At 71.6% G+C, this 26,843-nt stretch carries 24 protein-coding genes and 2 tRNA genes; 9 read left to right on the top strand and 17 right to left on the bottom strand.

The window, feature by feature from the left end; all coding sequences use genetic code 11:
• Positions 1-26: 26 nt before the first annotated feature.
• The 4 genes from ACWFRU_RS29935 to ACWFRU_RS29920 all read left to right on the top strand — a co-directional run bounded on the left by ACWFRU_RS29935 (position 27) and on the right by ACWFRU_RS29920 (position 4,039).
• Complete coding sequence (locus ACWFRU_RS29935) at positions 27-1,691, top strand: long-chain-fatty-acid--CoA ligase (RefSeq protein ID WP_453691232.1); 1,665 nt, start codon at positions 27-29, stop codon at positions 1,689-1,691.
• A gap of 23 nt (positions 1,692-1,714) precedes the next feature.
• On the top strand, positions 1,715-3,010 hold the full coding sequence (locus ACWFRU_RS29930) for a sensor histidine kinase (protein WP_453691231.1): 1,296 nt from the start codon (positions 1,715-1,717) through the stop codon (positions 3,008-3,010).
• Positions 2,974-3,648: a LuxR C-terminal-related transcriptional regulator gene (locus ACWFRU_RS29925; protein WP_453691230.1), complete on the top strand. Its 675-nt coding sequence runs from the start codon at positions 2,974-2,976 to the stop codon at positions 3,646-3,648. Before ACWFRU_RS29930 ends, ACWFRU_RS29925 begins: the two co-directional genes overlap by 37 nt.
• Positions 3,649-3,748: 100 nt before the next feature.
• Positions 3,749-4,039 carry a hypothetical protein gene (locus ACWFRU_RS29920; protein WP_190080288.1) on the top strand — a complete coding sequence of 97 codons (291 nt, stop codon included), beginning with the start codon at positions 3,749-3,751 and terminating at the stop codon, positions 4,037-4,039.
• Here ACWFRU_RS29920 and ACWFRU_RS29915 read toward each other — a convergent pair.
• From ACWFRU_RS29915 to ehuB, 9 genes are all read right to left on the bottom strand, one after another.
• Positions 4,014-6,194 (bottom strand): MMPL family transporter, encoded by a 2,181-nt coding sequence (locus tag ACWFRU_RS29915; protein ID WP_453691229.1) that lies wholly within the window; start codon positions 6,192-6,194, stop codon positions 4,014-4,016. The genes ACWFRU_RS29920 and ACWFRU_RS29915 overlap by 26 nt on opposite strands.
• Before the next feature lie 170 nt (positions 6,195-6,364).
• Entirely contained in the window at positions 6,365-7,036 is a 672-nt protein-coding gene (locus ACWFRU_RS29910) for a response regulator (protein WP_453691228.1), read from the bottom strand.
• Positions 6,969-8,210 (bottom strand): sensor histidine kinase, encoded by a 1,242-nt coding sequence (locus ACWFRU_RS29905; protein ID WP_453691227.1) that lies wholly within the window; start codon positions 8,208-8,210, stop codon positions 6,969-6,971. Before ACWFRU_RS29905 ends, ACWFRU_RS29910 begins: the two co-directional genes overlap by 68 nt.
• Before the next feature lie 129 nt (positions 8,211-8,339).
• Positions 8,340-8,413, bottom strand: a tRNA-Lys gene (locus ACWFRU_RS29900).
• Positions 8,414-8,485: 72 nt separating this feature from the next.
• The gene (locus ACWFRU_RS29895) at positions 8,486-9,244 is read right to left on the bottom strand and encodes an IclR family transcriptional regulator (protein WP_453691226.1); all 759 of its coding nucleotides are present in this window, start codon (positions 9,242-9,244) and stop codon (positions 8,486-8,488) included.
• A 187-nt stretch (positions 9,245-9,431) separates the two neighbouring features.
• Positions 9,432-10,244, bottom strand: a complete 813-nt coding sequence (ehuA, locus tag ACWFRU_RS29890) for an ectoine/hydroxyectoine ABC transporter ATP-binding protein EhuA (protein WP_363211369.1) — start codon at positions 10,242-10,244, stop codon at positions 9,432-9,434.
• Entirely contained in the window at positions 10,234-10,899 is a 666-nt protein-coding gene (gene ehuD, locus ACWFRU_RS29885) for an ectoine/hydroxyectoine ABC transporter permease subunit EhuD (protein ID WP_453691225.1), read from the bottom strand. The genes ehuA and ehuD overlap by 11 nt, the downstream gene beginning before the upstream one ends.
• Positions 10,896-11,636 (bottom strand): ectoine/hydroxyectoine ABC transporter permease subunit EhuC, encoded by a 741-nt coding sequence (ehuC, locus tag ACWFRU_RS29880; RefSeq protein WP_453691224.1) that lies wholly within the window; start codon positions 11,634-11,636, stop codon positions 10,896-10,898. Before ehuC ends, ehuD begins: the two co-directional genes overlap by 4 nt.
• Complete coding sequence (gene ehuB, locus ACWFRU_RS29875) at positions 11,633-12,583, bottom strand: ectoine/hydroxyectoine ABC transporter substrate-binding protein EhuB (RefSeq protein ID WP_453691223.1); 951 nt, start codon at positions 12,581-12,583, stop codon at positions 11,633-11,635. Before ehuB ends, ehuC begins: the two co-directional genes overlap by 4 nt.
• 97 nt (positions 12,584-12,680) lie before the next feature.
• Between ehuB and ACWFRU_RS29870 the strand changes: the two genes are divergently transcribed.
• Positions 12,681-13,181 carry a DUF3830 family protein gene (locus ACWFRU_RS29870; protein WP_363211366.1) on the top strand — a complete coding sequence of 167 codons (501 nt, stop codon included), beginning with the start codon at positions 12,681-12,683 and terminating at the stop codon, positions 13,179-13,181.
• Between the two features lie 17 nt (positions 13,182-13,198).
• Here the strand turns inward: ACWFRU_RS29870 and ACWFRU_RS29865 are convergent, their stop codons facing one another.
• Positions 13,199-14,602 carry an amidase gene (locus ACWFRU_RS29865; RefSeq protein ID WP_453691222.1) on the bottom strand — a complete coding sequence of 468 codons (1,404 nt, stop codon included), beginning with the start codon at positions 14,600-14,602 and terminating at the stop codon, positions 13,199-13,201.
• A gap of 19 nt (positions 14,603-14,621) precedes the next feature.
• Positions 14,622-15,578: a D-2-hydroxyacid dehydrogenase gene (locus ACWFRU_RS29860; protein ID WP_453691221.1), complete on the bottom strand. Its 957-nt coding sequence runs from the start codon at positions 15,576-15,578 to the stop codon at positions 14,622-14,624.
• Between the two features lie 330 nt (positions 15,579-15,908).
• Here ACWFRU_RS29860 and ACWFRU_RS29855 point away from each other — a divergent pair, with 330 nt between their 5' ends.
• From ACWFRU_RS29855 to ACWFRU_RS29845, 3 genes are all read left to right on the top strand, one after another.
• Positions 15,909-16,757 carry a maleate cis-trans isomerase family protein gene (locus ACWFRU_RS29855; RefSeq protein WP_453691220.1) on the top strand — a complete coding sequence of 283 codons (849 nt, stop codon included), beginning with the start codon at positions 15,909-15,911 and terminating at the stop codon, positions 16,755-16,757.
• A 12-nt stretch (positions 16,758-16,769) separates the two neighbouring features.
• Entirely contained in the window at positions 16,770-17,507 is a 738-nt protein-coding gene (locus ACWFRU_RS29850; protein ID WP_453691219.1) for a maleate cis-trans isomerase family protein, read from the top strand.
• Positions 17,508-17,613: 106 nt separating this feature from the next.
• Positions 17,614-18,711 carry an LLM class flavin-dependent oxidoreductase gene (locus ACWFRU_RS29845; protein WP_453691218.1) on the top strand — a complete coding sequence of 366 codons (1,098 nt, stop codon included), beginning with the start codon at positions 17,614-17,616 and terminating at the stop codon, positions 18,709-18,711.
• Between the two features lie 15 nt (positions 18,712-18,726).
• On the opposite strand, the gene ACWFRU_RS29840 is transcribed toward ACWFRU_RS29845, so the two are convergent.
• Positions 18,727-20,532, bottom strand: a complete 1,806-nt coding sequence (locus ACWFRU_RS29840) for a putative bifunctional diguanylate cyclase/phosphodiesterase (protein WP_453691217.1) — start codon at positions 20,530-20,532, stop codon at positions 18,727-18,729.
• A 327-nt stretch (positions 20,533-20,859) separates the two neighbouring features.
• Between ACWFRU_RS29840 and ACWFRU_RS29835 the strand changes: the two genes are divergently transcribed.
• Positions 20,860-22,140 (top strand): M6 family metalloprotease domain-containing protein, encoded by a 1,281-nt coding sequence (locus tag ACWFRU_RS29835; RefSeq protein ID WP_453691216.1) that lies wholly within the window; start codon positions 20,860-20,862, stop codon positions 22,138-22,140.
• Positions 22,141-22,210: 70 nt separating this feature from the next.
• Here ACWFRU_RS29835 and ACWFRU_RS29830 read toward each other — a convergent pair.
• The 5 genes from ACWFRU_RS29830 to ACWFRU_RS29810 form a co-directional block, all read right to left on the bottom strand.
• Positions 22,211-22,284, bottom strand: a tRNA-Lys gene (locus tag ACWFRU_RS29830).
• On the bottom strand, positions 22,275-22,907 hold the full coding sequence (locus tag ACWFRU_RS29825) for a bifunctional DNA primase/polymerase (RefSeq protein WP_453691215.1): 633 nt from the start codon (positions 22,905-22,907) through the stop codon (positions 22,275-22,277). The genes ACWFRU_RS29830 and ACWFRU_RS29825 overlap by 10 nt, the downstream gene beginning before the upstream one ends.
• A 125-nt stretch (positions 22,908-23,032) precedes the next feature.
• Positions 23,033-23,398, bottom strand: coding sequence for a hypothetical protein (locus ACWFRU_RS29820; RefSeq protein ID WP_453444343.1), 366 nt, complete (start codon positions 23,396-23,398; stop codon positions 23,033-23,035).
• Positions 23,399-23,751: 353 nt separating this feature from the next.
• The gene (locus ACWFRU_RS29815; protein WP_453691214.1) at positions 23,752-25,107 is read right to left on the bottom strand and encodes an AAA domain-containing protein; all 1,356 of its coding nucleotides are present in this window, start codon (positions 25,105-25,107) and stop codon (positions 23,752-23,754) included.
• Positions 25,104-26,699, bottom strand: coding sequence for a hypothetical protein (locus tag ACWFRU_RS29810; protein WP_453691213.1), 1,596 nt, complete (start codon positions 26,697-26,699; stop codon positions 25,104-25,106). The genes ACWFRU_RS29815 and ACWFRU_RS29810 overlap by 4 nt, the downstream gene beginning before the upstream one ends.
• Between the last annotated feature and the right edge of the window lie 144 nt (positions 26,700-26,843).

The raw sequence follows: 26,843 nt of genomic DNA, 5'->3' as shown, positions 1-26,843 counted from the left end.
CGGTGCATCAGTTATGGTGCGCGGCCATGGAGCCCAACGGGAAAACCGTCGCGGAACTCGTGCAGGCGCGCTGGGGCGACCATCGCCCCGGGCTGCGTTTCGAGCACCAGGAGTTCACGCACCACCAGGTCGCCGCGGGTGCGGCGGCGAGGGCCGCGCTCCTGGCCGACCTGCTGCCCAAGGGAGCCGAGCCGCACGTCGGCGTTTTGCTCGACAACACCCCCGAATACCCCCTGTGGCTGAGCGCGGCGGCGCTCGCGGGCGCCGCGGTGGCGGGCATCAACCCCACGCGCAGGGGCGCCGAACTGGCCCGGGACATCGTGCACACCGACTGCCGGGTCCTGATCACGGAACGGGCGCACCTCGCCCTCCTGGACGGACTGCAGCTCCCTGGCATACGCATCCTGGTGACGGACACGGAGGCGTACGGGGAACTGCTGGTCCCTTATGCGGACGCGCGCCCGGAGGTGTCGCGGGCGGCGACCCCGTCGAGCCGGATGCTGCTCTACTTCACCTCCGGGTCGACGGGCGCCCCCAAGGCCGCGATCTGCAGCCAGGGGCGTCTGGCGGCGGCGGGCCGGTCCCTCGTCGACCACTTCGGGCTCGGGTCCGACGGGGTGCACTACATCTGCATGCCCATGTTCCACGGCAACGCCGTGATCGCGGACTGGGCGCCCGCCCTCGCGGGCGGGGCGGGGGTGGCGCTGCGGCGGCGCTTCTCGGCATCGGCGTTCCTGGACGACGTACGGGCGTACGGGGCGACGTACTTCACGTACGTGGGCCGGGCGGTGCAGTACCTCCTCGCGACGCCCGAGCGCCCCGACGACACGGAGAACCCGCTCCGGATGGGTTTCGGCACGGAGGCCGGGGCGGTGGACGCGGCACGCTTCGAGAAGAGGTTCGGGGTGCGGCTCGTGGAGGGCTACGGCTCCTCGGAGGGCGGCGCGGCGATCCAGCGGGTGCCGGGGACTCCGGCCGGGGCGATCGGGCGGGCGGCGCCGGGGGACGAGCTCGCGGTGGTGGACGCCGGTACGCGGGAGGAGTGCCCGCCCGCCGTCTTCGCGGCGGACGGGCGGCTGCTGAACGGCGACGTGGCGATAGGGGAGTTGGTCAACAAGGGGCGGTCGCCCTTCGAGGGGTACTGGCGCAACGCGGAGGCGGACGCGGCGCGGCTCCGCGACGGCTGGTACTGGACGGGGGATCTCTTCTACCGCGACGCGGAAGGGTTCCTCTACTTCGCGGGGCGCACGGACGACAGGCTCCGCGTGGACAGCGAGAACCTGGCGGCGGCGATGATCGAGAACATCCTCGCGCGGTGGGAGGCGGCTGCGGCGGTCGCGGTGTACGCGGTGCCTGATCCGGTGTCCGGGGATCAGGTGATGGCGGCGGTCGCCCCGCGGCCGGGGGCGGAGTTCGATCCGCTCGCCTTCGCCGAGTTCCTGCTGGCGCAGGGGGACCTGGGCACGAAGATGGCGCCCCGTTTCGTACGGGTGGTGGGGCGGATGCCGGTCACCGCGACGAACAAGGTGGCGCGGGCCGCCTTGCGAGGGGAGGGGTTTCGGTGCGCCGATCCTGTGTGGTGGCGCCCCGATGCCGTGGCGGGGGCCTATCGCCGCCTCGTGCCGTCGGATCTGGCCGAGCTCCTTGCCCAGTACCGGGCTCAGGGCCGGGAGGGGCTGCTGACGGGTTGATCCGCAGCCCATACCGTGGCCCCATGGCCGGGGAGAGCGTGTGGGTGGGGATGCGGGGTTTGGCGTATCTGAGGAGCGGTGCGCCCTGGAGAAGCGTGGCGTACCTGCTGGGGGGTGTGCTGCTCGGGGTCCTGGTCCTGGTCGGCGGCATCCTGGGTCTCACCCTCGGCCTTGCCCTCGCCCTGGTTCTCGTGGGCATCCCCCTCCTCCCCCTTCTGGCCTTCGCCGGCATCCCCATCGCCGCGCTCGAACGCCGCCGCGCACGCCTCGTCGACCCCGCACCCCCTCCCGCCACTCCCCACCGCACGCCCGAAGCCCCCGGCATCCCCGCCTGGTTCAAGCTGCGCGTCAAGGAGCAGGCCACCTGGCGTGAGCTCGCGTACGCCGTGCTGCTCGCCCTCGTGCTGTGGCCGCTGGATCTTCTGGTGCTGGCCTGTACCGTCGGCGCCCCAGCCGTCCTCTTCGCCGCCCCCGTCCAACTCGCCCTGGACGGCGGCGAGATCCGCGCCGCCAAGCTCTGGCTGGTCGGCGACTACCCGCACGCCTTCGCCATAGCGGCGCTCGGACTCGTCCTCCTCGTCCCGCTGCTCTACCCCCTCGGCGCCTACGCCTCCGCCCGCGCCTCCCTCGCCCGCCTCCTCCTCGCGCCCCGGGAGGCGGAGCTGGCCACCCAGCTGGATCAAGTGACCCGTTCCAGGGCCCGTCTCGTCGACGCCTTCGAGGCCGAACGGCGGCGCATCGAGCGGGACTTGCACGATGGCGCCCAGCAGCGGCTCGTCGCGCTGACCATGACCCTGGGCCTCGCCAGGCTCGACGCCGCTCCCGGCAGCCCGCTGGCGGCCCAGCTCGCCACGGCCCATGACGAGGCGGGCCACGTACTCACCGAACTGCGCGAGCTCATCCGAGGCATCCACCCCCAGGTCCTCGCCGACTACGGCCTCGCCGCCGCCATCGAGGACGCCGCCGACCGCTCGCCGGTCCCCGTGGACACCGACCTGGATCTGCCCCGCCTCCCCGAACCCGTGGAATCCGCCGGGTACTTCGCCACCCGCGAGGCCCTCACCAACATCGCCCGCCACAGCAACGCGCCCCGCGCGCACATCAGGGCCCGCCACGAGGGCGAGGCTCTCCGCATCGACGTGCGCGACGAGGGCGACGGGGGCGCGGACCCTGCCCGAGGCACCGGCCTGACCGGCCTGGCGGACCGGATCGCGGTGCTCGATGGCACACTGACGGTCACCAGCCCGCCGGGCGGGCCGACCGTACTGTCCGTGGAGATCCCGTGCCGAGCCCAGCACCCGACCAGCGCCCCGCACTGAGAATCGTCGTCGCCGAGGACAGCGTGCTGCTGCGCGAGGGGCTCGTCGGCCTGCTCGCCCGCTTCGGCCACGAGGTGCCCGCCGCGCTCGGTGACGCCGAGGGGCTGAGCGCAGCCGTCGACGCGCACGAACCGGACCTCGTCCTCACCGACGTACGCATGCCGCCCGGATTCAAGGACGAGGGGCTGCGCGCCGCCCTCGCCCTGCGCGCGCGGCGGCCGAAGCTGCCGGTGCTCGTGCTCAGCCAGTACGTGCAACGCTCGTACGCCGCCGAGCTCCTGGACACCGGGGACGGCACCGGCGTGGGCTATCTGCTCAAGGACAGGGTGGGCCAGGTCGAGCAGTTCGCCGACGCGGTGGCGCGGGTCGCGGACGGCGGCACGGTCGTGGACCCGGAGGTCGTACGGCAGCTGATCAGGCGCCGCCGCGACCCCCTCGAACAGCTCACGCCGCGCGAGCGCGAGGTGCTCGGCCTGGTGGCCGAGGGCAGGTCGAACGCGTCGATCGCCGCCGAACTCGTCGTCAGTGAGGCCGCGGTGGGCAAACACATCGGCAACATCCTCGGCAAACTGGACCTGCCCCCGGGGGACGGCACGCACCGCAGGGTCCTCGCGGTCCTGGCGTACCTGCGCGCCTGAGCTCCCGACATGCACGGCGGGAAAGCATGCGCGGCGGGAAAGCATGCGCGGCGGGAAAGCATGCACAGGCCACCGGTCAGGTCGATTACGATCCTGGACCATGAGCACGTCAGACCAGATGGGGGCAGGCCGGGCAGGCCTCACGCCGCGCCAGGCCCGGCGCATACGGATCGCCGCGGCCTCGGTGCTGATGGCCGCGGCGGCCGTGGTGCTCGCCGTACGTCTGGCGAGCCGGTCGTCCGTGCTTGTCGTGGGGGTGTACGGGCTGCTGCTCGTGCTCTGCGGCCTGGTGATCGAACTCAGCAGGCGCGGACGGACCCGGCTCGGCAGCTATCTCCTCGCCGTCGGCCTGGTGGCCGCCCTGGTCATGGACTGGGTGGTGCTTGCCTGACCCCTCGGCCGACCGGCACGGGGCCGGCGGACGGCGCCTCTTCGCGGAGCCCGTACCGCTCGTGGAGCCTCCGCATCCGCGCCGGAGCCCACCAGGCGCGGCGGCCGAGCAGCGTCATCGTCGCCGGTACGAGGAACATCCGCACCAAGGTCGCGTCGATGAGCACCGCGAGCGTCAGGCCGAGCCCGATCTGCAGGATCGGTGAGAAGCCGCCGGTCATGAAGCCGCCGAAGACGATCGCGAGCAGCAGCGCCGCACAGCTGACGACACGGCCCGAGCGGCGCAGGCCCTCGACGGTGGCGGTGCGATGGTCGCCGGTCTCCAGCCAGGTCTCCCGCATCCGGGACAGGATGAACAGCTCGTAGTCCATCGCGAGCCCGAACGCGATCGCGATGATCAGGGGCGGCGCGGTCAGACTCAGCGCCCCGAGCCCTTCTCCGCCGAGCAGCCCGGCGAAGTGCCCGTCCTGGAACACCCACACCACGACGCCGAGGGCGGCGCCCAGGCTGAGGAGTGTGGTGGCGAGCGTACGCAGCGGGAGCAGGAGCGAGCCGGTGAAGGCGAAGAGCAGGGCGAACAGGGCGGCCAGGACGGTGAGTACGGCCCAGGGGGCGCGCTCGGCGAGCATCGAACGGAAGTCGACGAGGCCGGCGGCGTTGCCGGTGACCTGGATCGGTTCGTCGCCCCGCAGGTCGCGGACCTGCTCCACGAGGCGGGTCGCGGTGGGGCCGTCGACCGCCCCTGCCGGGGTCAGTTCAAGCAGGACCGTGCCGTCGGAGAGCCGCTCGCGGTCGGCCGCCCTGATCCCGGGCAGGGCACGGATCTTGTCCTCGCGGTCGGGGTCGGCGCCGGCCCCGATGAGCACCTGGACGGGGTCGGTGTCCGTCCCCGCCGGGTAGTGCTCGCGCACGGTCTCGTAAAGCTGCCGGGCCTCGGTGTCGTGCGGGAGCTGCCGCGCGTCGCCGATGTTGATCCGCATCCCGAGGACGGGCAGGGCGAGGAAGGTGAGGACGGCCACGACGCCGACGGTCACGGCCACCGGGCGCCGGGCGGAGAAGAGGGCGAGGCGGGCGAAGAAGGCACCGGGCTCGGGTGAGGCCCCGGCCTTGCTGCCGCGCCGCCAAGGCAGTCGCCAAGTACGGGACGTCGCGCTGGAGGGGGCGATCTTCCGGCCGAACAGGGCGAGCAGCGCGGGCAGCAGTGTCAGTGCGGCCAGCATGTCGACGACGACCACCGCGCCGGCCGCGAGGCCCATGCTGCGCAGGAACGGGCTGGGGAACCAGACGAGCCCCGACAGACAGATGGCGACCGTCAGACCGGAGAAGAGGACGGTGCGTCCGGCGCGGGCGACGGTCGCGTGCACGGCCTGCGCCACGTCATCCGTCTTGCCCCGCTCCTCCCGGAAGCGGATCACCATGAGCAGCGCGTAGTCGACGGCGAGGCCGAGGCCGAGCATGGTGACGATCTGGACGGCGTAGACGGAGATCTCGGTGAACTGGCTGAAGCCGTAGAGGGTCAGGAAGGCACCGGCCACGCCGCTCACGGTGACCAGGAGGGGGAGTCCGGCGGCCCGCAGCCCACCGAAGATGAGCAGAAGCACGATCAGTACGGCGGGCAGGGTGATCAACTCGGCCTGGGCGACGTCCTCCTGGGCCCTGCCGCCCATCTGCTCGCCGAGCAGCGGCCCGCCGCTCACCGCGACGTCACCGGCAGTGATCTCGCGGAGCCGGTCGGCCGCGTCGCCGACGGCCTCCTCCTCGGCGTCGTCGTCGAGGCCGCCCTTGAGCGTGACGGGGACGATGAGGGCCTTACCGTCATCCGCGACCAGGCCGCGGGTGGTGTACGGGTCCGGCACCTGGGCGATGCCCGGCTGCTCGCGTACGTCGGCCACCGCGTCGCCCACCTGCGCGCGGATCTGCGGGGCGGCGACGGAGGGAGCGGCCACGACGGCGTTGAAGTCGTCGCCGTCCGGGGTGAGTTCGGCGAGGCGTTCCGCCGCGACGACCGACTCGCTGCCGGGTACGTCCTCCACCGAGGAGGTCAGATCACCGAAGACCCGGGTGCCGAAGCCCAGGCCGATGACGAGAAGCAGAAGCCAGACGAGGACGACGGTTCGGGGGCGTCGGGTCGCGGTACGGGCGAGGGCGGCCGGCATGGCTCTGCCTCCTCCAAGGACGGGGTCCGGATACACCCCTCAGAGTCACCGCCCCCCGCCCACGGCGGATCGCCGCACCGAGCGGTCTTGCGGCCTCCCTCGCGCGGGGTAGGTCTCCGTCGGACGGGGGAGAAGAGGGCGGCGGCCCACGAAGATCCGGCAGAAGGGCCCTATCCCCCCGGCGCCACCAGCCCCGTTTCGTACGCGCAGATCACCGCCTGCACCCTGTCCCGCAGTGCCAGCTTCGACAGGACGTTGCTGACGTGGGTCTTCACCGTGTGCTCGCTGACCACGAACGACGCCGCTATCTCCGCGTTGGACAGGCCCCGGGCCAGCAGCCGCAAGGTCTCCTCCTCGCGGGCCGTGAGCACCGCCAGGCGTTCGGAGGGCGATACGGCGGGCGCGTCCGCGTCCGTGCGGCGGCGCCGGACCACGTCCGCCACCAGGCGCCGCGTCACCGAGGGCGCGAGCAGGGAGTCCCCGGCCGCCACGACCCGCACCGCGTGCACCAGGTCGTCCCTGCGCACGTCCTTGAGCAGGAAGCCGCTGGCCCCCGCGTACAGCGCCTCGTACACGTACTCGTCGAGATCGAAGGTGGTGAGCATGACGACCCGGCAGCTCGACTGCGCGCACACCTGGCGGGCCGCCTCGATGCCGTCCATCCCCGGCATCCGGATGTCCAGGAGGATGACGTCGGGGGAGTGCAGGCGCACCGCCGCCACCGCCTCCGCGCCGTCACCCGCCTCCGCCACCACCTCGATGTCGGGCTGTGCCTCAAGGATCATGGAGAAGCCGCTGCGCACCAGCTCCTGATCGTCGGCCACGGCCACCCGGATGCTCATGCCCCAAGGATGCCGTGGGCAGCCGCGCGGCGACACGGAATCCACCATCGGGCCCGTCCCCGGCCTCGGCCGTGCCCCCGCAGGCGGCGGCCCGCTCCCGGATGCCGAGCAGGCCGTGCCCCGAGTCGTCCGCCGCACGGAGCCCGCACCCGTCGTCCTGGACGCGCAGGACCAACTCCCCGTCGGACCAATCCAGTTCCACGCTCACGACACTCGCTCCCGCGTGCTTCACGCAGTTCGTCAGCGCCTCCTGGACGATGCGGTACGCGGCCACCTCGACGTCGGGTGGCAGGGGACGGGGCCCGCCGGTCTCCGTCAACTCGACGCGCAGGCCCGTGTGTTCCACCAGCGAGGCCAGCTCCGGGAGCGCCGCGAGCGTCGGCTGCGGGACGCGTCCGCCGCCTGGGGCCGACGTCTCCCGCAGTACGCCCAGGATTCGCCGCAACTGCACCATCGCGTCGCGCCCCGCCCCCGCGATCGCGTCGAACACCCCCACCGCGCGGTCCGGGTCGCTGCGGACCACCACAGGGCCCGCCTCCGCCTGGACCACCATCAGGCTCACCGCGTGGGCCAGGATGTCGTGCATGTCGCGGGCGATCCTGGCCCGCTCCTGGCCGACCGCCCGCGCCGTCTCGGCGGCGCGCTCCCGCTCCAGCCGCCGGGCCCGCTCCTCCAGAGCAGCGGTGTACGCGCGCTGCACGCGGGCGAAGGACCCGAGGGCGTACGCGCTGACGAGGCTGAGCAGGTGGAAGGGGTACTCGTACGGCTCGGCGTGTTCCTTGAAGGTCATCGTGACGGCGGCCCCCGTCAGCCACCCGGCGAGCATGACGCGCCGCTGGAGCGGGGTGCTCAGGGCGGCCACGGTGTAGAGGGCGACCATGCCGCCGATGCACACGTCGGGCGGCGGCCGATGGTACAGCGCCATGGCGGGCGTGAAGACGGAGATCACGCTCGCGCAGATCATGGGCGCGCGGCGCCGCCAGATCAGCGGCAGCGCGGTGCCCGCGCCGAGCGCGAAACCGGCCGCGCTGAGCGGATCGCCGCCCTCGTCCGGGAAGAGGAACTGCAGCGAGACGGCGAAGAGCACCAGGGCGGCGAGCGCGGTGTCCAGGACGTAGGGGTGGGCGGTGCGCAGCCGGGACAGCCTGGACAGTGCGGGGAAGGGACCGTGCATGGGGCGGCTCCTCGGGGCAGGAGGGCCGTGCCAGTATCGCGGGGCCCCGGGGGCGCTGTCCTCACCGGTGCGAGGGATATGCACAACGGAAGAAGCCCCCCGCTTGCGCGAGGGGCTTCTCACTGTCTGTGCGCCGCCAGGGACTCGAACCCCGGACCCGCTGATTAAGAGTCAGCTGCTCTAACCAACTGAGCTAGCGGCGCCTGCTGACTCGAAAATAATACCTGGTCCTGGAGGGTGCTCGGGACCGCCCGCCGCCGACCGGGCCCCCGCCCCTAGATCGCCAGGGAGAGCAGCACCGGCGCCGCCCCGCGATTGAGCGTCCGGGCCGCCTCCCGGAGCCGGTGGGCGTGCTCCACCGGGAGGGAGAGCGCCAGGCAGCCGACCGCCGAGCCCGCGGTGATGGGGACGGCGGCGCAGACCGTGCCTACCGCGTACTCCTGGAGGTCCAGGACCGGGACCGTGGCGGGCTGGGCGGCGAGGCGGTTCAGGAGGACCCGCTCGTTCGTGATCGTCCGCGAGGTGAGGCGGGCCATCTTGTGGCGGGAGAGGTGATCCCTGCGGCCGTTCAGGTCGAGCTGGGTCAGCAGGCTCTTGCCGACCGCGCTGGCGTGCGCGGAGGAGCGGAAGTCCACCCATTCGTTGACCTTGGGGGTACGGGGGCCGTCCGCGAAGTCGGTGATCTTGATTTCGCCGTCCTCGTACCGGCTGATGTAGACGGCCGCGCCGATCGAGTCGCGCAGCTCGTCCAAGGTGTCCTTGAGCTTGTCCCGCAGGGCCTGCTCGCGGCGGTGGGCCGAGCTGAGGCGGACGAGAGACGCGCCGGTGACGTACGCGCCGTCGGCGATCTGCTCGACGTACGCCTCGCGGCGCAGCATGCGCAGGAGGGCGGCGAGCTGGTGATCGGGGAGTTTGGTCTGGCGGGCGAGCTCGGCGTCGGTGACGCCGGCGTCATGCCGGGCGACGATCTCGAGCACCCGAAGGGCGCTCTGCACCGAGTGCTGCGGCGTGGTCGGCTCGTGCTTCAGCGCCACGGCTTCCCCCTGCGTGCAACGGTTCCGGACAGCTGGGCTCCGTCCACGATAGCCGCCAAGAGGTGGACAGGGAGCGGCTGTTGGGGAGATTGGTGGCGCGTTCCGGCACTCTCAGCAGGAACGCGCCACCCTGGCATATGCCAGCGTCATCACCCAAGGCCATAGCCTGCGCAATTGTGGTGCGTGATCACAGGACCGCGCTGAGGAACTCCCGGGTCCGCTCGTGTTCGGGCTCGGTGAAGATCTTCTCCGGCGTCCCGGACTCGATCACGCGCCCGGAGTCGAACATCAGGACCTGGTCCGAGATGTCACGGGCGAAGTTCATCTCGTGGGTCACACAGAGCATCGTGATGTCCGTGGTGTGCGCGATGTCCCGCAGGACGTCGAGGACACCCGCCACCAGCTCGGGGTCGAGCGCGGACGTGACCTCGTCCAGGAGCAGCACCTGCGGGCGCATCGCCAGGGCGCGCGCGATGGCGACGCGCTGCTGCTGACCGCCGGAGAGCTGGTTCGGGTACTTGTCGATGTGCTCGGTGAGCCCGACCAGCTCCAGCAGGCCGCGGGCACGCTCCTCGGCCTCGTCCTTGGACAGGCCGAGCACCTGGACCGGCGCCTCGGTGATGTTGCGCAGGACCTTCATGTTCGGGAAGAGGTTGAACTGCTGGAAGACCATCCCGATGTTCTTGCGGACCTCGCGGACGTACTTCTCGCCCGCGGGCACGAGCTTGCCGTTCTTCTCCTCGTGCGTGAGGTAGCGCCCGCCGACCTTGATGGTGCCCTCCTCGGGCTTCATCAGGGTCATGAGCAGGCGCAGGATCGTGGTCTTGCCGGAGCCCGAGGGGCCGATCAGCGTGACGTGCTTGCCCGAGTCCACGGAGAAGTCGAGCTCGTCCAGGACGGTGTTCGAGCCGAACCTCTTGGTGACCTTGTCGAAGCGGATCAGCTCGCTGCCGTCGACCGCCGGGTTGGCCGTTTCCTTGGGGGTGGTTTCAGACGACAAGACGACGCTCCAGGGCTCGGAGGAGGAGGGAGGACGGGTAGGCGATGACGATGAAGGCGATGCCCACGACGGTCAGGGCCTCGGTGTACTGGAAGGTCTCCGCCGCCTGCAGCCGCGAGCGCTGCAGCAGCTCCAGGACACCGATGCTGGCGAGCAGCGGGGTGTCCTTCAGCATCGCGATGACGTAGTTGCCGAGCGCCGGGATCACGCGGCGGATGGCCTGCGGCAGGATCACCGCGGTCCACGTGTGGCGGTAGGGCAGGCTCAGCGCCGTGGCCGCCTCCCACTGGCCGACGGGCACGGCCTCGATTCCCGCGCGGTAGACCTGCGCGGTGTACGTCGAGTAGTGCAGGCCGATCGCGATGGTGCCGGTCGTCAGCGCGGAGAACTGGATGTCCCACTCCGGCAGGACGAAGAAGAAGAAGAACAGCTGCACGAGCAGCGGGGTGTTGCGGATGAACTCGGTGATGATGCCGACCGGCCACCGCACGAAACGGCTGGGCGCGCGGAACAGGAGCGCCCACACCAGGCCGAGCGAGAACGAGATCAGCGAGCCGAGGGCCAGGACCTGAAGGGTGGTGAGGACCCCGTCCCAGAAATGCGGCATGAAGTCGGAGACGGCGCCCCAGTCCCACTTGTCAGCAGCGATGATCATGCGCCGGTACCCCCGCTCTTCGGAATCTGTGCAACTTCCATCTCCTGACGCCAGTTGAGCCTGGACATCAGGCCCCGGGACTCGGTCTTCTGCCCGATGCCCGCCTTGGTCTTACGCTCCAGGGAGCGCATCCCGCGGGTGAGCAGGAACGCGATCACGAAGTAGATGACCAGGGTGATCGTGTAGATCTCGGCGCTCTCCGTGGTCGCCAGGCGCACCAGGTTGGCGGCGAAGGACACGTCGCCGATGCCGAGCAGCGAGACCAGGGCGGTGCCCTTGAGCAGCTCGACGAGCAGGTTCGAGAAGGGCGGGATCATCTCCGGGATGGCCTGCGGCAGCAGGATCAGCCGCATCCGCTGCGCCGGGCTGAAGCTCAACGCGACCCCCGCCTCGCGCTGTGCCGGTGTCACGGAGTTGAGCGATCCGCGCACGATCTCGGCGCCGTACGCGCCGTAGGAGAGCCCGAGGGCGAGCACGGCCGCCCACATCGGGACCAGCGCCCAGCCGACCAGCTGCGGCAGGACGAAGAAGATCCAGAACATCAGCACCAGCGACGAGGTGCCGCGGAAGACCTCGGTGTAGAAACCGGCCAGGAAGCGCACGGTGCGCAGCCGGTGGGTGCGGGCCATGCCGATGCCGAAGGCGACGACGGTCGCCAGGGCCGCGCTGTAGATCGTCAGCTGGATGGTGATCCAGATACCGGGCAGAACCCAGTGTTCCCACAGTCCCGCTGTCATTTGCACAGCTCCTCTGCGGTCAGCTCGGTCATCTCGGCCTTGGTGAAGCCGAACGGTTTCAGGATCCGGAAGAGCTCACCGCTCTTCTTCATCTTGTGGATCTCCACGTTGAAGGCGTCGCGCAGCTCCGTGTCGGTCGGCCGGAAGGTGAAGCCGCCGCCGTCGATCTGCTTCTCGCCGTCGACGATGGGTGCGAAGGCCTTCGTCGCCTCCGCCTTCGTGCTCTTGCGGACCACGTCGCGGCCGGTCAGCGCGGTGCCGGCGAAGAAGTCGATGCGCCCGGCCTCGACGGCGTTCATGCCGGCGACCGGGTCAGGGAAGATCGAGATGTCCTCCCGTTTGTAGCCCGCGGCGATGCCGTAGTCGATCTCCGCGTAGGCGGGGCCCGTGCCCATCTTCGCCTTGGCCTTGAAGGCGTCCTGGTAGTTGAAGAGCTTCTTCGGGTTGCCCTTGCGGACGATGAAGGAGTCCAGCATCTGATACTCGGGGTCCGAGAAGATGACCTGCTGACAGCGGTCCTTGTTGATGTACATCCCGGCCGAGACCACATCGAACTGCTGGGTGTTCAGGCCAGGGATGAGCGAACCGAACTCGGTCGCGACGGGCTGCACATTGTCGACACCAAGGCGTTTGAAGATCACTTTCGCGAGCTCCACCGCCTCGCCCGTGAAGCCTCCGTCCTCGTCGACGTACCCGTACGGCGCCTCTCCCGCGATCCCCAGCCGTACGGTCCCCTGTGACTTCAGCCGCGCCAGCGTGTCCCCCGTGGGCACCTTGCTGCAGCCCGCGGCGCCGAGCGCGGCCACGGCACCCGCCGCGCCCGCGCCGAACAGGAGTGATCGTCGGCGGATCCCGGTGTTCCTGGGTGCCGCACTCGGTCCCGGGCCGTCGGCGCGGGAGCTCTCTGTCTCATTGCTCTCTGGGTCGTTCCAAAGTGGTGGAGCCATGGGCGCGCGGCTACCCGACTCGACGCGGAATATGCGGGCCAATTTCGGCCCCTGATGCAATCGTTGTGGTCTTGACCCAGGGAGGAGCATGGGACACATGGCAGACCGATTCATCGAAGTCTCCCTCGCCAAGCGGGGAGTTCAGTGCACCGCCAAGCTGCTCGACGACCGGGCCCCGTTGACCTGCGAGGCGGTGTGGGAGGCGCTTCCGCTCAGCGAGGACGTCTATCACGCGAAGTACGCCCGCAATGAGATCTACGCCCTCTTTCCGGCTTTCGCGGACCGCGAGCCGCCCCTGGAGAACCCGACAGTCACCCCCATTCCCGGCGACCTCTGCTATTTCTCGTTCAACGGGACACAGCTGGGCACGCAGGCCTATGGGTACGAACCGGCCGCGGACGTCAAGGCGGGCGCCACGGTCGTGGACCTCGCCCTCTTCTACGAACGCAACAACCTGCTGCTCAACGGCGACGTCGGCTGGGTCCCCGGCATCGTCTGGGGCCAGGTGGTCGACGGCCTCGACCGGATGGCCGAGGCCTGCAACGACCTGTGGCGCGCGGGCGCGCAGGGCGAGACGCTGAACTTCCGCAGGGCGTAGACCGCGGGCTCGCAGGTTCAGTCAAGGGCGGGCGGCGCGATCCCCGCGCTGCCCGCTTCGTACAACGTGTGCGCGGCCCGCAGGACGAGCGCGTCCGCGTGACGCGGCCCCACGATCTGGACACCGACGGGCAGCCCCTCCCCGTCCACCCCGCAGGGGACCGTCGCGGCGGGCTGCTGCGTCAAGTTGAAGGGGTACGTGAAAGGGGTCCATCCGGTCCACCTGCGATGGCCGGAACCTTTCGGTACCTCCGCCCCCGCCTCGAACGCGGTGATCGGCAACGTCGGAGTGACCAGCAGGTCGTACGTCTCGTGGAAGCGGCCCATGCGACGGCCCAGCTCCATGCGTACGTCGACTGCGGCAAGGTAGTCGAGCGCGCTGTACCGGGCGCCCTGCGCACAGATCTCGCGCAGCCCCGGGTCGAGCAACTCCCGCCGGTCCGGCGGCAGATGCTGGGTCACCCGCGCGGCGCCGCTGAACCACAGCGTGTGGAAGGCCTCCACCGGGTCCGTGAAGTCGGGGTCCGTCTCCTCGACGTACGCACGCTGCGCGGCGAGGGACTCCACCGCGCGGCGCACCGCCGCGGCGACCGCGGGCCGCACCGCGACCTGACCGCCGAGCGAGGGCGAGTACGCGATGCGCAGGCCGCGTACGCCGCCTTCGATACCCGCGCTGAAGCTGTCCGCCACCGGCCCGAGCTGCGACCAGTCGCGCGGGTCGGGGCCGCTGATGACATCCATCAGGAGCGCCGCGTCCGCCGCGTCCCGTGTCATGGGGCCGACGTGCGCGAGCGTGCCGAACGCGGACGCCGGGTACAGCGGCACCCGTCCGTACGTCGGCTTCAGCGCGAAGATGCCGCAGAAGGCGCCCGGGATGCGCACCGAGCCGCCGCCGTCCGTGCCCAGTGACACGGGCGCCGCGCCGAGCGCCACGGCCGCCGCGCTGCCGCCGCTCGAACCGCCCGCGGTGCGCGAAGGGTCGTACGGATTGCGTGTGATCCCGCTCTGCGGGCTGTCCGTGACGCCCTTCCAGCCGAACTCGGGCGTCGTCGTCTTGCCGATGAACACCGCGCCGTGCTCACGCAGCCGTGCCACCGAGGGCGCGTCCTCGTCCCAAGTCCCTTCCGCACGCACGGTCTTCGAGCCGCGCAGTGTCGGGCCACCGCGCTGCAGCAGGATGTCCTTCACCGAGACCGGCACCCCGTCGAGGAGGCCCCGCGGCTCACCGCGCCGCCACCGCCCGGCACTTTCCTCGGCCTGCGCGAGGGCCTGTTCGCCGTCCACGCGCACGAAGGCGTTCACCACCGGCTGCACTTCCCCGGCCCTGCGCAGCGCCGCCCGTGTCGCGTCGACCGGACTGAATTCGCCCTTGGAAAAGGCATCGACGAGTTGTACCGCGGTGAGATCCGTGAGCTCGGTCATGCACGCTCCTCAAGGGTGATCAATTCCCGGGTACATACCCACGCTTCTTGTCGACCACGTTGGAGAGGGGCCTACCGGCCGCCCACTCCTCGTACAACTCCACGAACTGCGTGCCCAGTTCATCGCGCCAGCCCACCGTGTCGCCGCTCATATGCGGGGACACCAGAAGCCCCGGCGCCGTCCACAGCGGGCTGTCCTCGGGCAGCGGCTCGTGCTCGAAGACGTCAAGGGCGGCGCCCGCGATCCACCGTTTCGCCAGGGCGGCCGCGAGATCGTCCTCGACGACGAGCGCGCCGCGCCCGATGTTGATGAAGCGGGCCGACGGCTGCATCATCCCGAAGCGCCGCGCGTCGAACATGCCGCGTGTGTCGTCCGTGAGCGGGGCCGCGCACACCACCCAGTCGGCGCGCGCCATCAGCCGGTCGAGCTCGTCCGGTCCGTGCACGCCGTTGCGCGCGCTGCGTCCCACCAGGGCGGTGATGATGCCCAGGCCCTTGAGTATCCGGACGATGGCGTGCCCGATCGGCCCCGAACCCACGACGCACGCGCGCGTACGCGCGACACGCTGGGTCTCGCGGTGCTGCCAGGTGCGCTCGTCCTGGAGCCGAAGGGTGCGCGGCAGGTCCTTGGCCATGGCGAGGACGAGGGCCGCCACGTACTCGGCGATGGGCTGGTCGAAGACGCCGCGGGCGTTGGTGACCAGCGTGTCGGACTCGGCGAGCTCCGGGCACATGAGGCGGTCCACGCCGGCGCTCGCAGTGTGCACCCAGCGCGGGCGCGGGCCCGCGCCCGGCCACGCGAGCCGTACCGCGTCCGAGAGGAAGTCCCACACCAGCAGCACATCGGCGTGGGGGAGTTGCTCCGCCAGGGTGTCGGCGTCCGCATGCACGATGCGGGCGCGGCCGGTGAGGCTGCCGAGGCGGGGCGGCGGGGCGGGAGATGGGGCGTCAAGGACCAGAACGGTCGTTTCGGACATCGGATCAGACGCTGGATCGGACGTTGATTCGGACATCGGGGAGAAACCGTTTCGCAATGAGAGTCCGCTTCCCTGAGTTGTGTCGGCCAGAGCCGTCTGAGATGCGCGGATTGACCACGCTCGCACCTGAAACTACCTTCGTCAACAGAGGTGCTCTATCACAAGCACCCCATGGCTGAGTACGCTCCGTATGAGGTCGTAGCACACTCTGTAGCGCTTTTCTTCGCGCCTTCTGCCCCATCCCGACGTCCCGGCGCGTCGCCGGTTCCGCATCTCCCGGCCCCCGGCCGGTCCCTCCATTGCACGCACGCACGAACTTGGGGCCTGCTCATGGACGTCTCCTTCCTCGGCGGACCACACCCTCAACGCGGTGTAGGTGTCGTCGCCCCTTTCGACTTCGCCCTCGACCGGGAGCTCTGGCGCTGGGTGCCGGACGAGGTCTCCCTCCATCTGACCCGCACTCCGTACGTGCCCGTCGAGGTAAGCCTTGACCTGGCACGACTCGTCAGCGAACACGAGACGCTCGGCGAGGCGGTGCGGGCCCTGAGCGCCGCCGAACCCGAAGTCCTCGCGTACGCCTGCACATCGGGCAGCTTCGTCGGCGGCATCGCCGGGGAGCGCGCGATGTGCGAGGCCATGACCCGCGAGGGCGCCGTCTCCTCCGTCACGACCTCGGGCGCGCTGCTCGAAGCGCTGACCGACCTGGGCGCGCGGCGCATCGCGCTCGTCACGCCCTACACGTGGTCGGTGACGCAGTCCCTGGAGCACTATCTGTCCGAATCCGGTGTGTCCGTCACCGGCCGCGCCTACCTGGGCCTGACCAGGCACATCTGGAAGGTGCCGTACAAGGACGTGGCGGACATGGCGCGCCGGGCGGTGCTCGGCGGGGCCGACGCGCTCTTCATCAGCTGCACCAACCTCGCGACGTACGACGTCATCCCGCAGCTCGAGGCCGAGCTGCGGATGCCGGTGATCTCCGCGAACCAGGTGACGATGTGGTCCGCCCTGCGCCGTCTGGGTACGCATGCGGTAGGGCCCTACCAGGCGCTGATCAATCCGAGCGCGAGGCCGGGCGCGGGTCCGGTCTCGGCACCGGGCGAGCTGCCGGGCGAGCTGCCAGGTGTACTGCCGCTCGATCCGGGTCAGGGTCTGCCCGAAGGACCACCAACGCTGCCTTGAAGGAGGCTGGAAGTGACCGCACTTGGTTTCCTCTATCCGGGTCACTCGGCTGAGGACGACTACCCACGCATGGAGCAGATGCTGGGGAGTGATGTCCGGCTCCAGGTCGTCCACACCGACATCGGCGAGGACGCGCACCGGGTCGACGCCCTCCTGGAGATGGGGTCGCCGAAACGGCTCGCCGCCGGGGTCGAGGAGTTGCGCCTCGCCGGGGCGGAGGCGGTGGTGTGGGCCTGCACCAGCGCGAGCTTCGTCTTCGGCTGGGAGGGCGCGCACGACCAGGTCCGCGCCCTGGCCCGGTCGGCGGGTCTCCCGGCGTCCAGCACGTCCTTCGCGTTCGCCCACGCGGTACGTGAGGTGGGGGCGGGGAGGGTCGCTGTCGCGGCGACGTATCCCGAGGACGTGGCGGCGCTCTTCGCCTCGTTCCTGAAGGCGGCCGGCGTCGAGGTCGTGGCCACGCAGGGGAACGGCATCATCACGGCGGCGGAGGTCGGCACGTGGGGCTGGGACGAGGTGCGGGCCATGGCCCACGCGGGCGACCACCCCGACGCGGAGGCGCTCCTCCTGCCCGACACGGCGCTGCACACGGCGGCGTACGTCCATGACCTGGAGCAGGACCTCGGCAAGCCGGTCCTGACGGCGAACCAGGTGACGGTCTGGGAGGCCCTGCGCCTGGCGGACCGCAGGGTGAACGCTCCCTCCCTGGGCGCGCTGTTCACGAAGGAGCCGGTGGTGCAGGTGAAGGGGTAGCGGAAACCCGCCCGCCGGCCCGGGGAATAAAGCGGAGTCCACCTCCTGTTAAGTCTGCGAAGCAGAACGCACCGCATCAGCACGCGCAGCAGGAGGCAGGACCCCCGTGACAGTGGACCCGAGCGACGACATCCGCGGCGAGCGGCACGGCAGCGCGCCGGTACCGCTCTCCGTGCTCGACCTGGTGACCGTGGGGGCGGGACGGACCGCCACCGACGCCCTGCGCAAGAGCGTGGAGATCGCCGAGCTGGCGGAGGGGCGCGGATACCACCGCTACTGGGTGGCCGAGCACCACTCCATGCCGGGAGTGGCCTCCTCGTCCCCGGCGGTCATCCTCGCCCACCTCGCCGCCCACACCGAGCGGATCCGCCTGGGCTCGGGCGGCGTCATGCTGCCCAACCACGCCCCCCTCGTCATCGCGGAGCAGTTCGGCACCCTGGAGGCCATGGCCCCGGGCCGGATCGACCTGGGCCTCGGCCGCGCCCCGGGCACGGACGGCGCGACCGCCGCCGCGCTGCGCAGGACGGACCGGCTGAACGAAGGCGCCGACGACTTTCCGCAGCAGCTCGCCGAGCTCACCCGCTTCCTGGACGACGACTTCCCCGACGGCCATCCCTACAGCCGCATCCACGCCGTCCCCGGCCCGGTCCAGGCCACCTCACCCGGCGGCGTCCAGTCCCCGCACCGCCCGCCGCTGTGGCTGCTCGGCTCCTCCGGGTTCAGCGCCCGCCTCGCCGGGGTCCTCGGCCTGCCCTTCGCCTTCGCGCACCACTTCTCCGCGCAGAACACCATCCCGGCGCTCGACCTCTACCGGGAGTCGTTCAAGCCGTCCGCGGTGCTCGACGCCCCGTACGCCCTGATCGGTGTGTCGGCGCTCGCGACCGACGACGAGAAGGAAGCGCGGCGCCAGGTCCTCGCTGCCGCCCTGAACATGGTCCGGCTTCGGACCGGGAAGCCGGGGCTCGTCCCGACGCCCGAGGAGGCCGAGGCGTACGAGTTCAACGAGATGGAGCGGGACTTCATCAACAGCTGGAACTCCAACGTCATCCACGGCACCGCCGACCAGGTCCGCACCGGCCTCGACGACCTCGCCAAGCGCACCGGCGCCGACGAGTTGATGATCACCGCCAACGCGCACGGCGGCGAAGTGCGTCTGCGCTCCTACGAGTTGATCGCGGACGCCTACGGACTGCCCACGGCCTGACCGGCGAGGCGGCCCTCAACCCGCCGCCAGCAAGGCGGAGATACGATCCGGCGCCACCGGGCGGGAGTACAGCCACCCCTGCCCGGTGTCGCACCCGATCCGCCGCAGCCGCGCCGCCTGCGACGTGGTCTCCACGCACTCCGCGGTGACGGTCAGGCCGAGCCGGTGCGCGAGTTGCACCAGGGCCTCGACGATGACCTCGTCCGCGGGGTTGATGTGCGCCTCGCCCGCCTCGGCGTCGTACTGGAAGCCGCGCACGAAGGAGCCGTCCAGTTTGAGGACGGACACCGGGAGCCGGCTCAGGTACGCCAGGTTCGAGTACCCCGTGCCGAAGTCGTCGATGGCGATGCGCACCCCCATGTCGCTGAGCGACTGGAGAGCCTGCAGCGGCCGGCCCGTCGAGCCCATCACCGCCGACTCGGTGAGCTCCAACTGGAGCAGGGCGGGGGACAGTCCGGTCTCGGCGAGGATCTCCGCGACGTCCGCCACCAGATCCGAGTCCCACACCTGGCGCACCGCGACATTGACGCTCACGAAGACCGGCGGCCGCTCCGGGTGGTCGAGCTGCCACTGCCGGGCCTGGCGGCACGCCGTCCGCAGCACCCAGCGGCCCAGCTGCACGATCGAACCGTCCTCCTCGGCCAGTCCGATGAACCGATTCGGCGTGAGCAGCCCGAAGCGCGGATGCTGCCACCGCACCAGCGCCTCGACCCCGCGCACACCGCCGTCCTCCAGGCGCACCAACGGCTGGTAGTCGAGCAGGAATTCGCCGCGGTCGACGGCCGGACGCAGTGAACTCGACAGGGTCTGGCGGGTCATGCGGTGGGCGTTGCGCTCGGGGTCGAAGAGCGTCCAGCGTGCCTTGCCGTCCGACTTCGCCCAGTAGAGCGTCGTGTCGGCCGCCTGCATCAGGCAGGTCGCCGTGGTCCCGGCGGCGCGCCGCTCCACGACGCCGATCGAGGCCGAGACGGAGAGCCGCTGGCCCGCCAGGTCGAAGGGCTCCTGCAGCGCCTTGAGCGCTGTCTCGGCGAGGTCGGCCAACTGGTCCGTGCCCGTGGAGTCCTCCACGAGCAGCGCGAACTCGTCACCCCCGAGCCGCGCCACCAGCGGCGGCGCCGTCCGGCCGTGGCCCGCGTCGTCGGCGCACCGCGTGAGCCGTTCCGCGACGGCCGCGAGCAGCCGGTCGCCGACCCGGTGGCCGAGCGTGTCGTTGACCGCCTTGAACCCGTCGAGGTCCAGGTAGCACAGGCCGATCCGGCCGGTGCCCGTGTCGTCGTACGCCCCCGCTTCGAGCGCGGCGGCGAGCCGCTCGAAGAACAGGCTGCGGTTGGGCAGCCGGGTCACGGGGTCGTGCATCTGCAGATGCCGGAGGCGGGCCTGGAGCTCGCGGCGCGCGCTGATGTCGGTGGCGGCGAGCAGCACCGTACGCCCGCCGGGCATCGGCGAGACCGTGACCTGGACCCACAGCGAGTGCCCGTCGGGGTGTTTCAGGCGCCGGGTGCAGCGCAGCTTCGCCTGGCGGCCGCGGAGCACCTCGCGGTACGCGTGCCAGGTGCGCGCGTCCGACGCCAGGTCCACCAGATCGGCGGCCAGACGGCCCGTGAGCTCGTCGGGGGTCGCGCCGAGCAGCTCGGCGAGCGCGTCGTTGGCGTCGATGACGAGACCGTCACCGTCCACGACGCCGAGGGCGAGCGGGGCGGCGGCGAAAGCTGCCCGGTGGTCGGGCCGCGGCCCTGGATGGCGACGCTCCGTAATGGGCGCCCAGGCGAGGTCGGGTGCTGTGACCGCTGGGGGCGCTTGGCCTTCAGACGTTCCGTTCACCACTTGCTCCCGCAGTGCAGTTGTTCGGCGAGGCCGGGCCCGCGCAGGAAAGTGTGCCGATCATAGGGGCTGGCCCGAGGGCGCATCCAGCCATGGAGCGGTGCCGCGTGGCGGCCGCGCAGGGCATAGGACAGGCGCATGCCCGGCGCAGATGTGGCGCCTACCCGGCGACAGATCGTTTCTGCTCGCCCGTGTACTGCTTCCTTTACGCCTCCATCAGCCCGGCGACAACTTGTGACGTTCCGTGAGCGCTCCGGGAGTGGCGCGTCACCCGGCTGGCCCAGAAAAACAGGGCATATCAGAAAAAAGCTGCACAGGGTGGGTGGGATGCCCCGTAACCCGCATCCGGAGGTGGACGTGCCGCGTCAGCTACCCCCCTGGGGACTCACCCGTGGAGGGGAGAGACCCCGGTTGCGCAGCGCGGCCGCCGTCCTGACGTCCCTGACCGCACTGGCCGCCACGGGGCTGGTCGCGGGCCCCGCGAGCGCCCGGACCTCGGTGGTCCCCTGTGCGCTGCAGCGCACACCGGCGCATCACTCGGAGGGCCTGGATACCTGGAACGGCGCCTATACGCGGCCCGACCGCGCCCTCGACGCCGTGATGGTCTTCCTCTCCTTCCCCGACTCCCCGCCGCAGCTCGCCACCGAGGATCTGACGGCCGACTACTTCCCCGCCACCAGCCAGTTCTTCGACCGCGCCTCCTACGGCAAGTTCGCCCTGCGCCCGCATCCGCGGCGCGAGTGGGTGGAGATGCCGGACGACTCCACCTCGTACGCCATACAGCGCGACTGGAACGCCGCCCGGCGCAGCGCCTATCTCCGGGACGCGGTGGCCGCCGCCGATCCGCACGTCGACTTCTCGCGGTACGACGTCGTCTACTTCGTCGCCGACCCGGACGCCCCCGGCGTCGACTCGGACGCGACGAAGGTCGTCAACTTCGACCGGCCGATGCGGGCCGACGGCGCCGACATCAAGCGCATCGTCACCGTCTTCGAGCGCCATCCGCCGGACCGCAACGTCCTGGCCCACGAGACCGGCCACGTCTTCGACCTGCCCGACCTCTACCACCGGCCGACGGACGGCGACGGCGACTGGGACACGCACGTCGGCGACTGGGACGTCATGGGCAGCCAGTTCGGGCTCTCCCCGGACCTCTTCGGCTGGCACAAGTGGAAGCTCGGCTGGCTGGACCGGCGGCAGGTGGCGTGCGTGGAGGGCGAGGGCCGGCGGCTGACCCTGGAGCCGCTGTCGACGCGGCCCACGCGCGGGGGCATCGGCGGCACCAAGCTGGCGGTGGTCCGCACGGGGCGCGGCAGCGCGATCGCCTTCGAGGCGCGCGACGCGGGGGGCAACGACCGCGCCACGTGCAGCGAGGGGGTGCTGGTCTACCGCGTGCGCAACGAGGCGCCGTCCGGCGGTGGCCCGGTCGAGGTGCTCGACGCCCACCCGGACTCGGAGGCGTGCTGGACCGACTCGGTGTATCCACCGCTCGCGGACGCGCCGGTGTCGACGGGGGAGAGCTTCACGGTGCCGGACGAGGATGTACGCGTCGAGGTGGAGGGGCGTACGGCGTCGGGGGCCTGGAATGTGCACGTGTCGGTGGGCTGACGTCTCCCCCGGGAGCCTCGCTGGGCATGAAAGAAGCCCCCCGCTTGCGCGAGGGGCTTCCTTCTGTCTGTGCGCCGCCAGGGACTCGAACCCCGGACCCGCTGATTAAGAGTCAGCTGCTCTAACCAACTGAGCTAGCGGCGCCTGCTGACGTCGTAGACCTTAGCACCCTGATCGCCGCCAGGAAAAATCGATATACGGACCGCGGAGCCGGCCGCCGCGCGGGCCGCGCGGACGCACGCCCAGAGCACGACCTCGGGCCCGGGAAGCCAGGGGTGGCGGGCGTCGGGGGCCACCAGCCAGCGCGATTCGAGGTGCCCGTCGAGGCGGCCGGAGGGCGCCGCGGCCCGGGTCTCCGAAGTGACCGGCGGCACCGTCACGGCGTCCCCCATGCCGTGGCAGAGGATGCCGGGGACGGCTCGGCCCCACTCCTCCCACTCCAGGAGGGAGGGCAGCCGCTGGGCGGTCCCCGGGGCGGCGAAGAGCAGCATGCGGCCGCGGTGCGCGGCGACGGGGCCCGAGCCGGGGCCGTCCTCCCATAACCGGTCGAGCATCCGGCGGCCGAAGACGGCGGGGACGCTCACCACGTCGAAGACGGCGCCGCAGGGGAGGACCGCGGGGGCGGTGGGGCGGCTGCGCCAGTGGGCGAGCGCGCTGCGCGGATACGTTTCCGCGGAGGCGAGCCAGGCGGCTCCCTCGGCCGTGACGTCGGAGATGTCCTGGACGCGGGCGGGGTCGGGGCCCGGGTGGAGACGTGTGCTGCTCATGGCAACTACATCTACCGGTGGCGAGCGTTCCCTTTCCGGGAGTTGCCCGAAATGGGGACAGCGGCGGGTGCGGGGGAGTACCTTGCCCCCCTTGGCATATGCCCGTGATCTTTTGGGCGTCCCCCTCAGGCCTCCGGGCCGCCGCCTCCCGGACCGGCCGCGCGCAGCAGATCCCGGCCGAACTCGACCATCTTCTTCGCGTAGTCCTCGGTCCACTGGGCCCGCTCGGCGATCGCGGCGGGCGTCAGCCGGTCGAAGCGCCGGGGGTCGGCGAGCTGGGCCGCGGCGATGGCCTGGAACTCCACCGAGCGGTCCGTCGCGGCACGAAAGGCGTGCGTCAGCTCGGTGGCGCGGGCCAGCAGCTCCCGGGGGTCCTCCATCGACTCCAGGTCGAAGAAGTGCTCCGGGTCGGCGGCGGCTTCCGCGGGCTCGAAGAGCAGGGGCGCGGGTCGAAGACGCTGCTCGGTCCGGGGCCGCTCGGGCTCCGCCATGGTTCTCCTCCTCGTACGGTTTCCGGCCGTGGGGCCGCCTCCCATTCTCCCTCGCCCCGCAAGGGGGCCCTGGGGGCCTGGGATTACGGCTACCGCGATGGGACGCGGTGTTGCTGGGCGCTTTCATGGCCGCCATGGGACGCGGTGTTCTGCCAGGCGGGCGAGTACGGCGTTGGTTCTGGGAGTTTTCATGGCCGCCATGGGACGCGGTGTTCTGCCAGGCGGGCGAGTACCGCGTGGTTCGCTTCCCAGCCGTCCGGGCTGTTTCCTTTGGCCGCCTCCGGCGGCGTGCCGGACTCCGTCCGGCGGGGCGGTGGGGTGCTCGGCGGCCGTGGGCATGGCGCTGGGCGTTTTCATGGCCGCCATGGGACGCGGTGTTCTGCCAGGCGGGCGAGTACCGCGTGGTTCGCTTCCCAGCCGTCCGGGAACTTCACTGTGACGCCCAGTTGGACCGGTTCCGTGGACGGGTGGTCGTCGAGCAGTTCGCTGACGCCCGCGCGGCAGATCACGATGCAGGCGTGGCGGTGGCGGGAGGCCAGGACGCAGAGGCGGCCCGTCTCCAGGTGGAAGGCCGTGGCGTCCGGGCGGCCGGAGAGCGGGTGCAGGACCACCGTCACGTCGAACTCGCGGCCCTGCAGCCGGTTGGCCGTGTCCACCGTCACGTCCGCGACGCCGAGCTCCGCGAGGGCCGCGCGCACGGCCGCCGCCTGGTCGCGGTGGGCGGTGCCGACGGCGATCCGGTCGGCGGTCAGGGGCGTGGGGTCGGGGCCGCGCTCCGAGGTGGCCGCGCCGCCGCGGTCCAGGAGGCGCCGGACGACCTGGGCCACCGCACGCACGGCCTCCGGGTCGGTGCGCGGTGTGTTCCGCGCGGGCAGTTCGAGCAGGCCCCAGCCCGACTCCGCGGCCTCGTCGATCACCCGGTCGGGGCCCGAACCGTCCGACGGCACACCGAAGGTGAGCGCCCTGTCGCCGTGGTTGGTCCCGCTGCGGAAGGGCGTGTACGGGTAGAACGCCGCGGAGACCAGTGGAGCCGCCGACGCCGGGAGCCGCCAGGACACCGGGAGGCGGTGCTGCGGCAGCTCGGGATTGTGCGCGAGCAGCGTCGTCACCGCGCTCGCCGAAGGGTCGTACGCGAGGCCGGCCCACTGCTCGGCGCCCACGATCGAGAACGGGTCGAGCTGCCCGGGGTCGCCCACGAACAGGGCCCGCTCGAAGAGCCCGGCGACGGCGAGCAGCGCGTCCGACCGCATTTGGTACGCCTCGTCCACGATCGCGTGCCCCCAGGGCTCCACGTCCTTGACGTGCGCCCACTTCGCGGCGGTCGACACCACGACGTCGAGCCCCGCGAGGTCGGCGGCCTTCGTCGACGTACGGACGAAGGGCAGGTCGTCCAGCGCCTTGTCGTACGCGTTCGGATCACTGCTGTGCAGACGGCCCACCGGCAGCTCAGGGTCCTTCTCGGCGAGGCGCAGGACCAGGTCGTCGACCTGCGCGTTCGTCTGCGCGATCACCATCAGCGGGCGTCCCGCCGCGGCCAGTTCGCGGGCCGCTCGCACGACCAGGGTCGACTTGCCCGCGCCGGGCGGCGAGTCGACGACGACGCCGCGGTGCGCGCCGTGCAGCGTGTCGTGCAGGATCGCGTCCGTGGCGCGGCCGGCCGCCGCGCCGGGGTCGAAGGAGGCGCGGTCGAAGGGGGCGGTCGGACTCACAGGGTGTCCTCCGGCGTCACGGGGTCAGGGCGCTCGGCGGTGTCACCCGGCGGGCCGCCGTGGGTCCAGGGAGTCGCCTCGGGGTCGGGGAGCTTGGGGCCGCCGCGCTGCTCGTGCTCGAAGAGCGTCCAGCAGATCCGGTCGCCCTTCTCCGGCACGGAGCCGGGCTCGGGCTCCTTGCCGCGGCCCATCTTGTCGGTGATGCGCAGCACGACGGAAGCGGCGGCGCCCTCGCTCTCGTACGTCACGAACTCGGCCGACTGCGGCTTGCCCTGCAGCGAGCGGTACACCTTCGCGCGCTCGGCCAGGTGCGGTCGGTCGTCCGTGCGGACGGTGACCAGGGGGCGGGGCCGCGGACTCTTGCCCTCGCTGTACGCCATGACCACCTCGGTCACCTCACCGGCGAACGCCTCGCCCGCGAGACGGCGGCCCGCCATCACCAGGGGGTCGTCCAGTGCTTCCTGCGCTTCGAGCCTGGCCTGCTCGCGCTCCCGCGTGGCGAGCTTGTTCGCCGCCGTCACCGCGTCGTCGACGCGCGGCTGCGGGGGCTCGCCCGCCGTGACGCGGTCCCGGTGGCCGGTGAACGACCAGCGGTCGCGGGTCCAGCGGTCGACGGCGTGCGGGGCCTCGGGAAGCGTGCAGAGCGCGTCGAGGCCGCGCCACACCGCGTCCCAGGTGGGACGGGCCCTGCTCTCGATCAGGGAGCGGATCTCCCGCTCGGCCGCGGTCAGTTCGGCGAGGCGGGCGTCCGCCTGGACGCCGTCCTGCGCGGTGGCGAGGACGCCGCGCGCGCGGTCGTACCGCTCGATGGCCGGGGCGAGCAGGCGGTTGTCGAACGCCGGGTCCGTGGCGGGGCCCGCGGGCGGGCAGAGCAACTGGCCGTCCTTGTCCCGCGCCAGCTCGGCGCGGAGCGCGGCGTCGGCGCCCGAGGTGCCTTCCGGGGCCTCGATCCAGGCGAGCAGGGCGCCCAGATGCTGGTCTTCGAGGCTGCTCTGTCCGGTGGCCCAGTGCCGGGAGAGCAGGTCGGTCATGGCGACGAGGAGGGAGGAGCCCGGAACGCGGGCGCGCTCCCCGAAGTGGGTCAGCCAGCGGCCCAGGAGGGGGACGCGGGGCGGCGCGGGATACGGGGTCTCCGGGTCCTGCTCGGCGGTGCGGCGGAAGCGGGTGGAGCGGCCGATGAGCCGTACGAAGTCGATGCCCGCGCGGCTCGGGACGATCAACTGCGGGGCGTCCGAGCAGAGTTCGACCTCCACCTTGACGCGCTTGCCGGTCTCGGGGTCCGTCTCGCTGCGTTCCGCCGCTTCGACGTCGTCCGTGAACGAGTCGACGTACTCCAGGACGGTGTCGGCGAGTTGGGCCAGGAAGGTGAAGCGCAGGTCGCGGTCGCGGGGCTGGGGCACGACGAGTACGCGGGGTGAGGTGCGCTCCGTCCCCACGAGCGCGCCGAGCGGGGCGCCGGCCTCACCGGCGGTGATCAGGGGGACGAAGACGAGGGGGCGCTGGGAGAGGTGGCGGTGCCTTGCCGTTGCTCTCGGCTGCGCGGTGCCTGTTGCTACCGCCTCCAGGCGGGCGAGGTTGTCGATCAGCGACACCGAGCCGCCCTCCCTTGCGGGTCCGCTGACCCGCCGCTTCGCGGCGGGATTTCCCCACCCGCCCACCCGATCACCCGGCAACATCCGCTCACCGTAGGAAAGGCAGCGGCCGCCGCAGGGCATCGGCGGTGCTGTGTGCCCGCG

It is taken from the genome of Streptomyces sp. NPDC055099 (assembly GCF_053607685.1).
The sequence above is the reverse complement of the archived record's forward strand: the minus strand, read 5'-3'. Positions and strand labels throughout refer to the sequence as shown.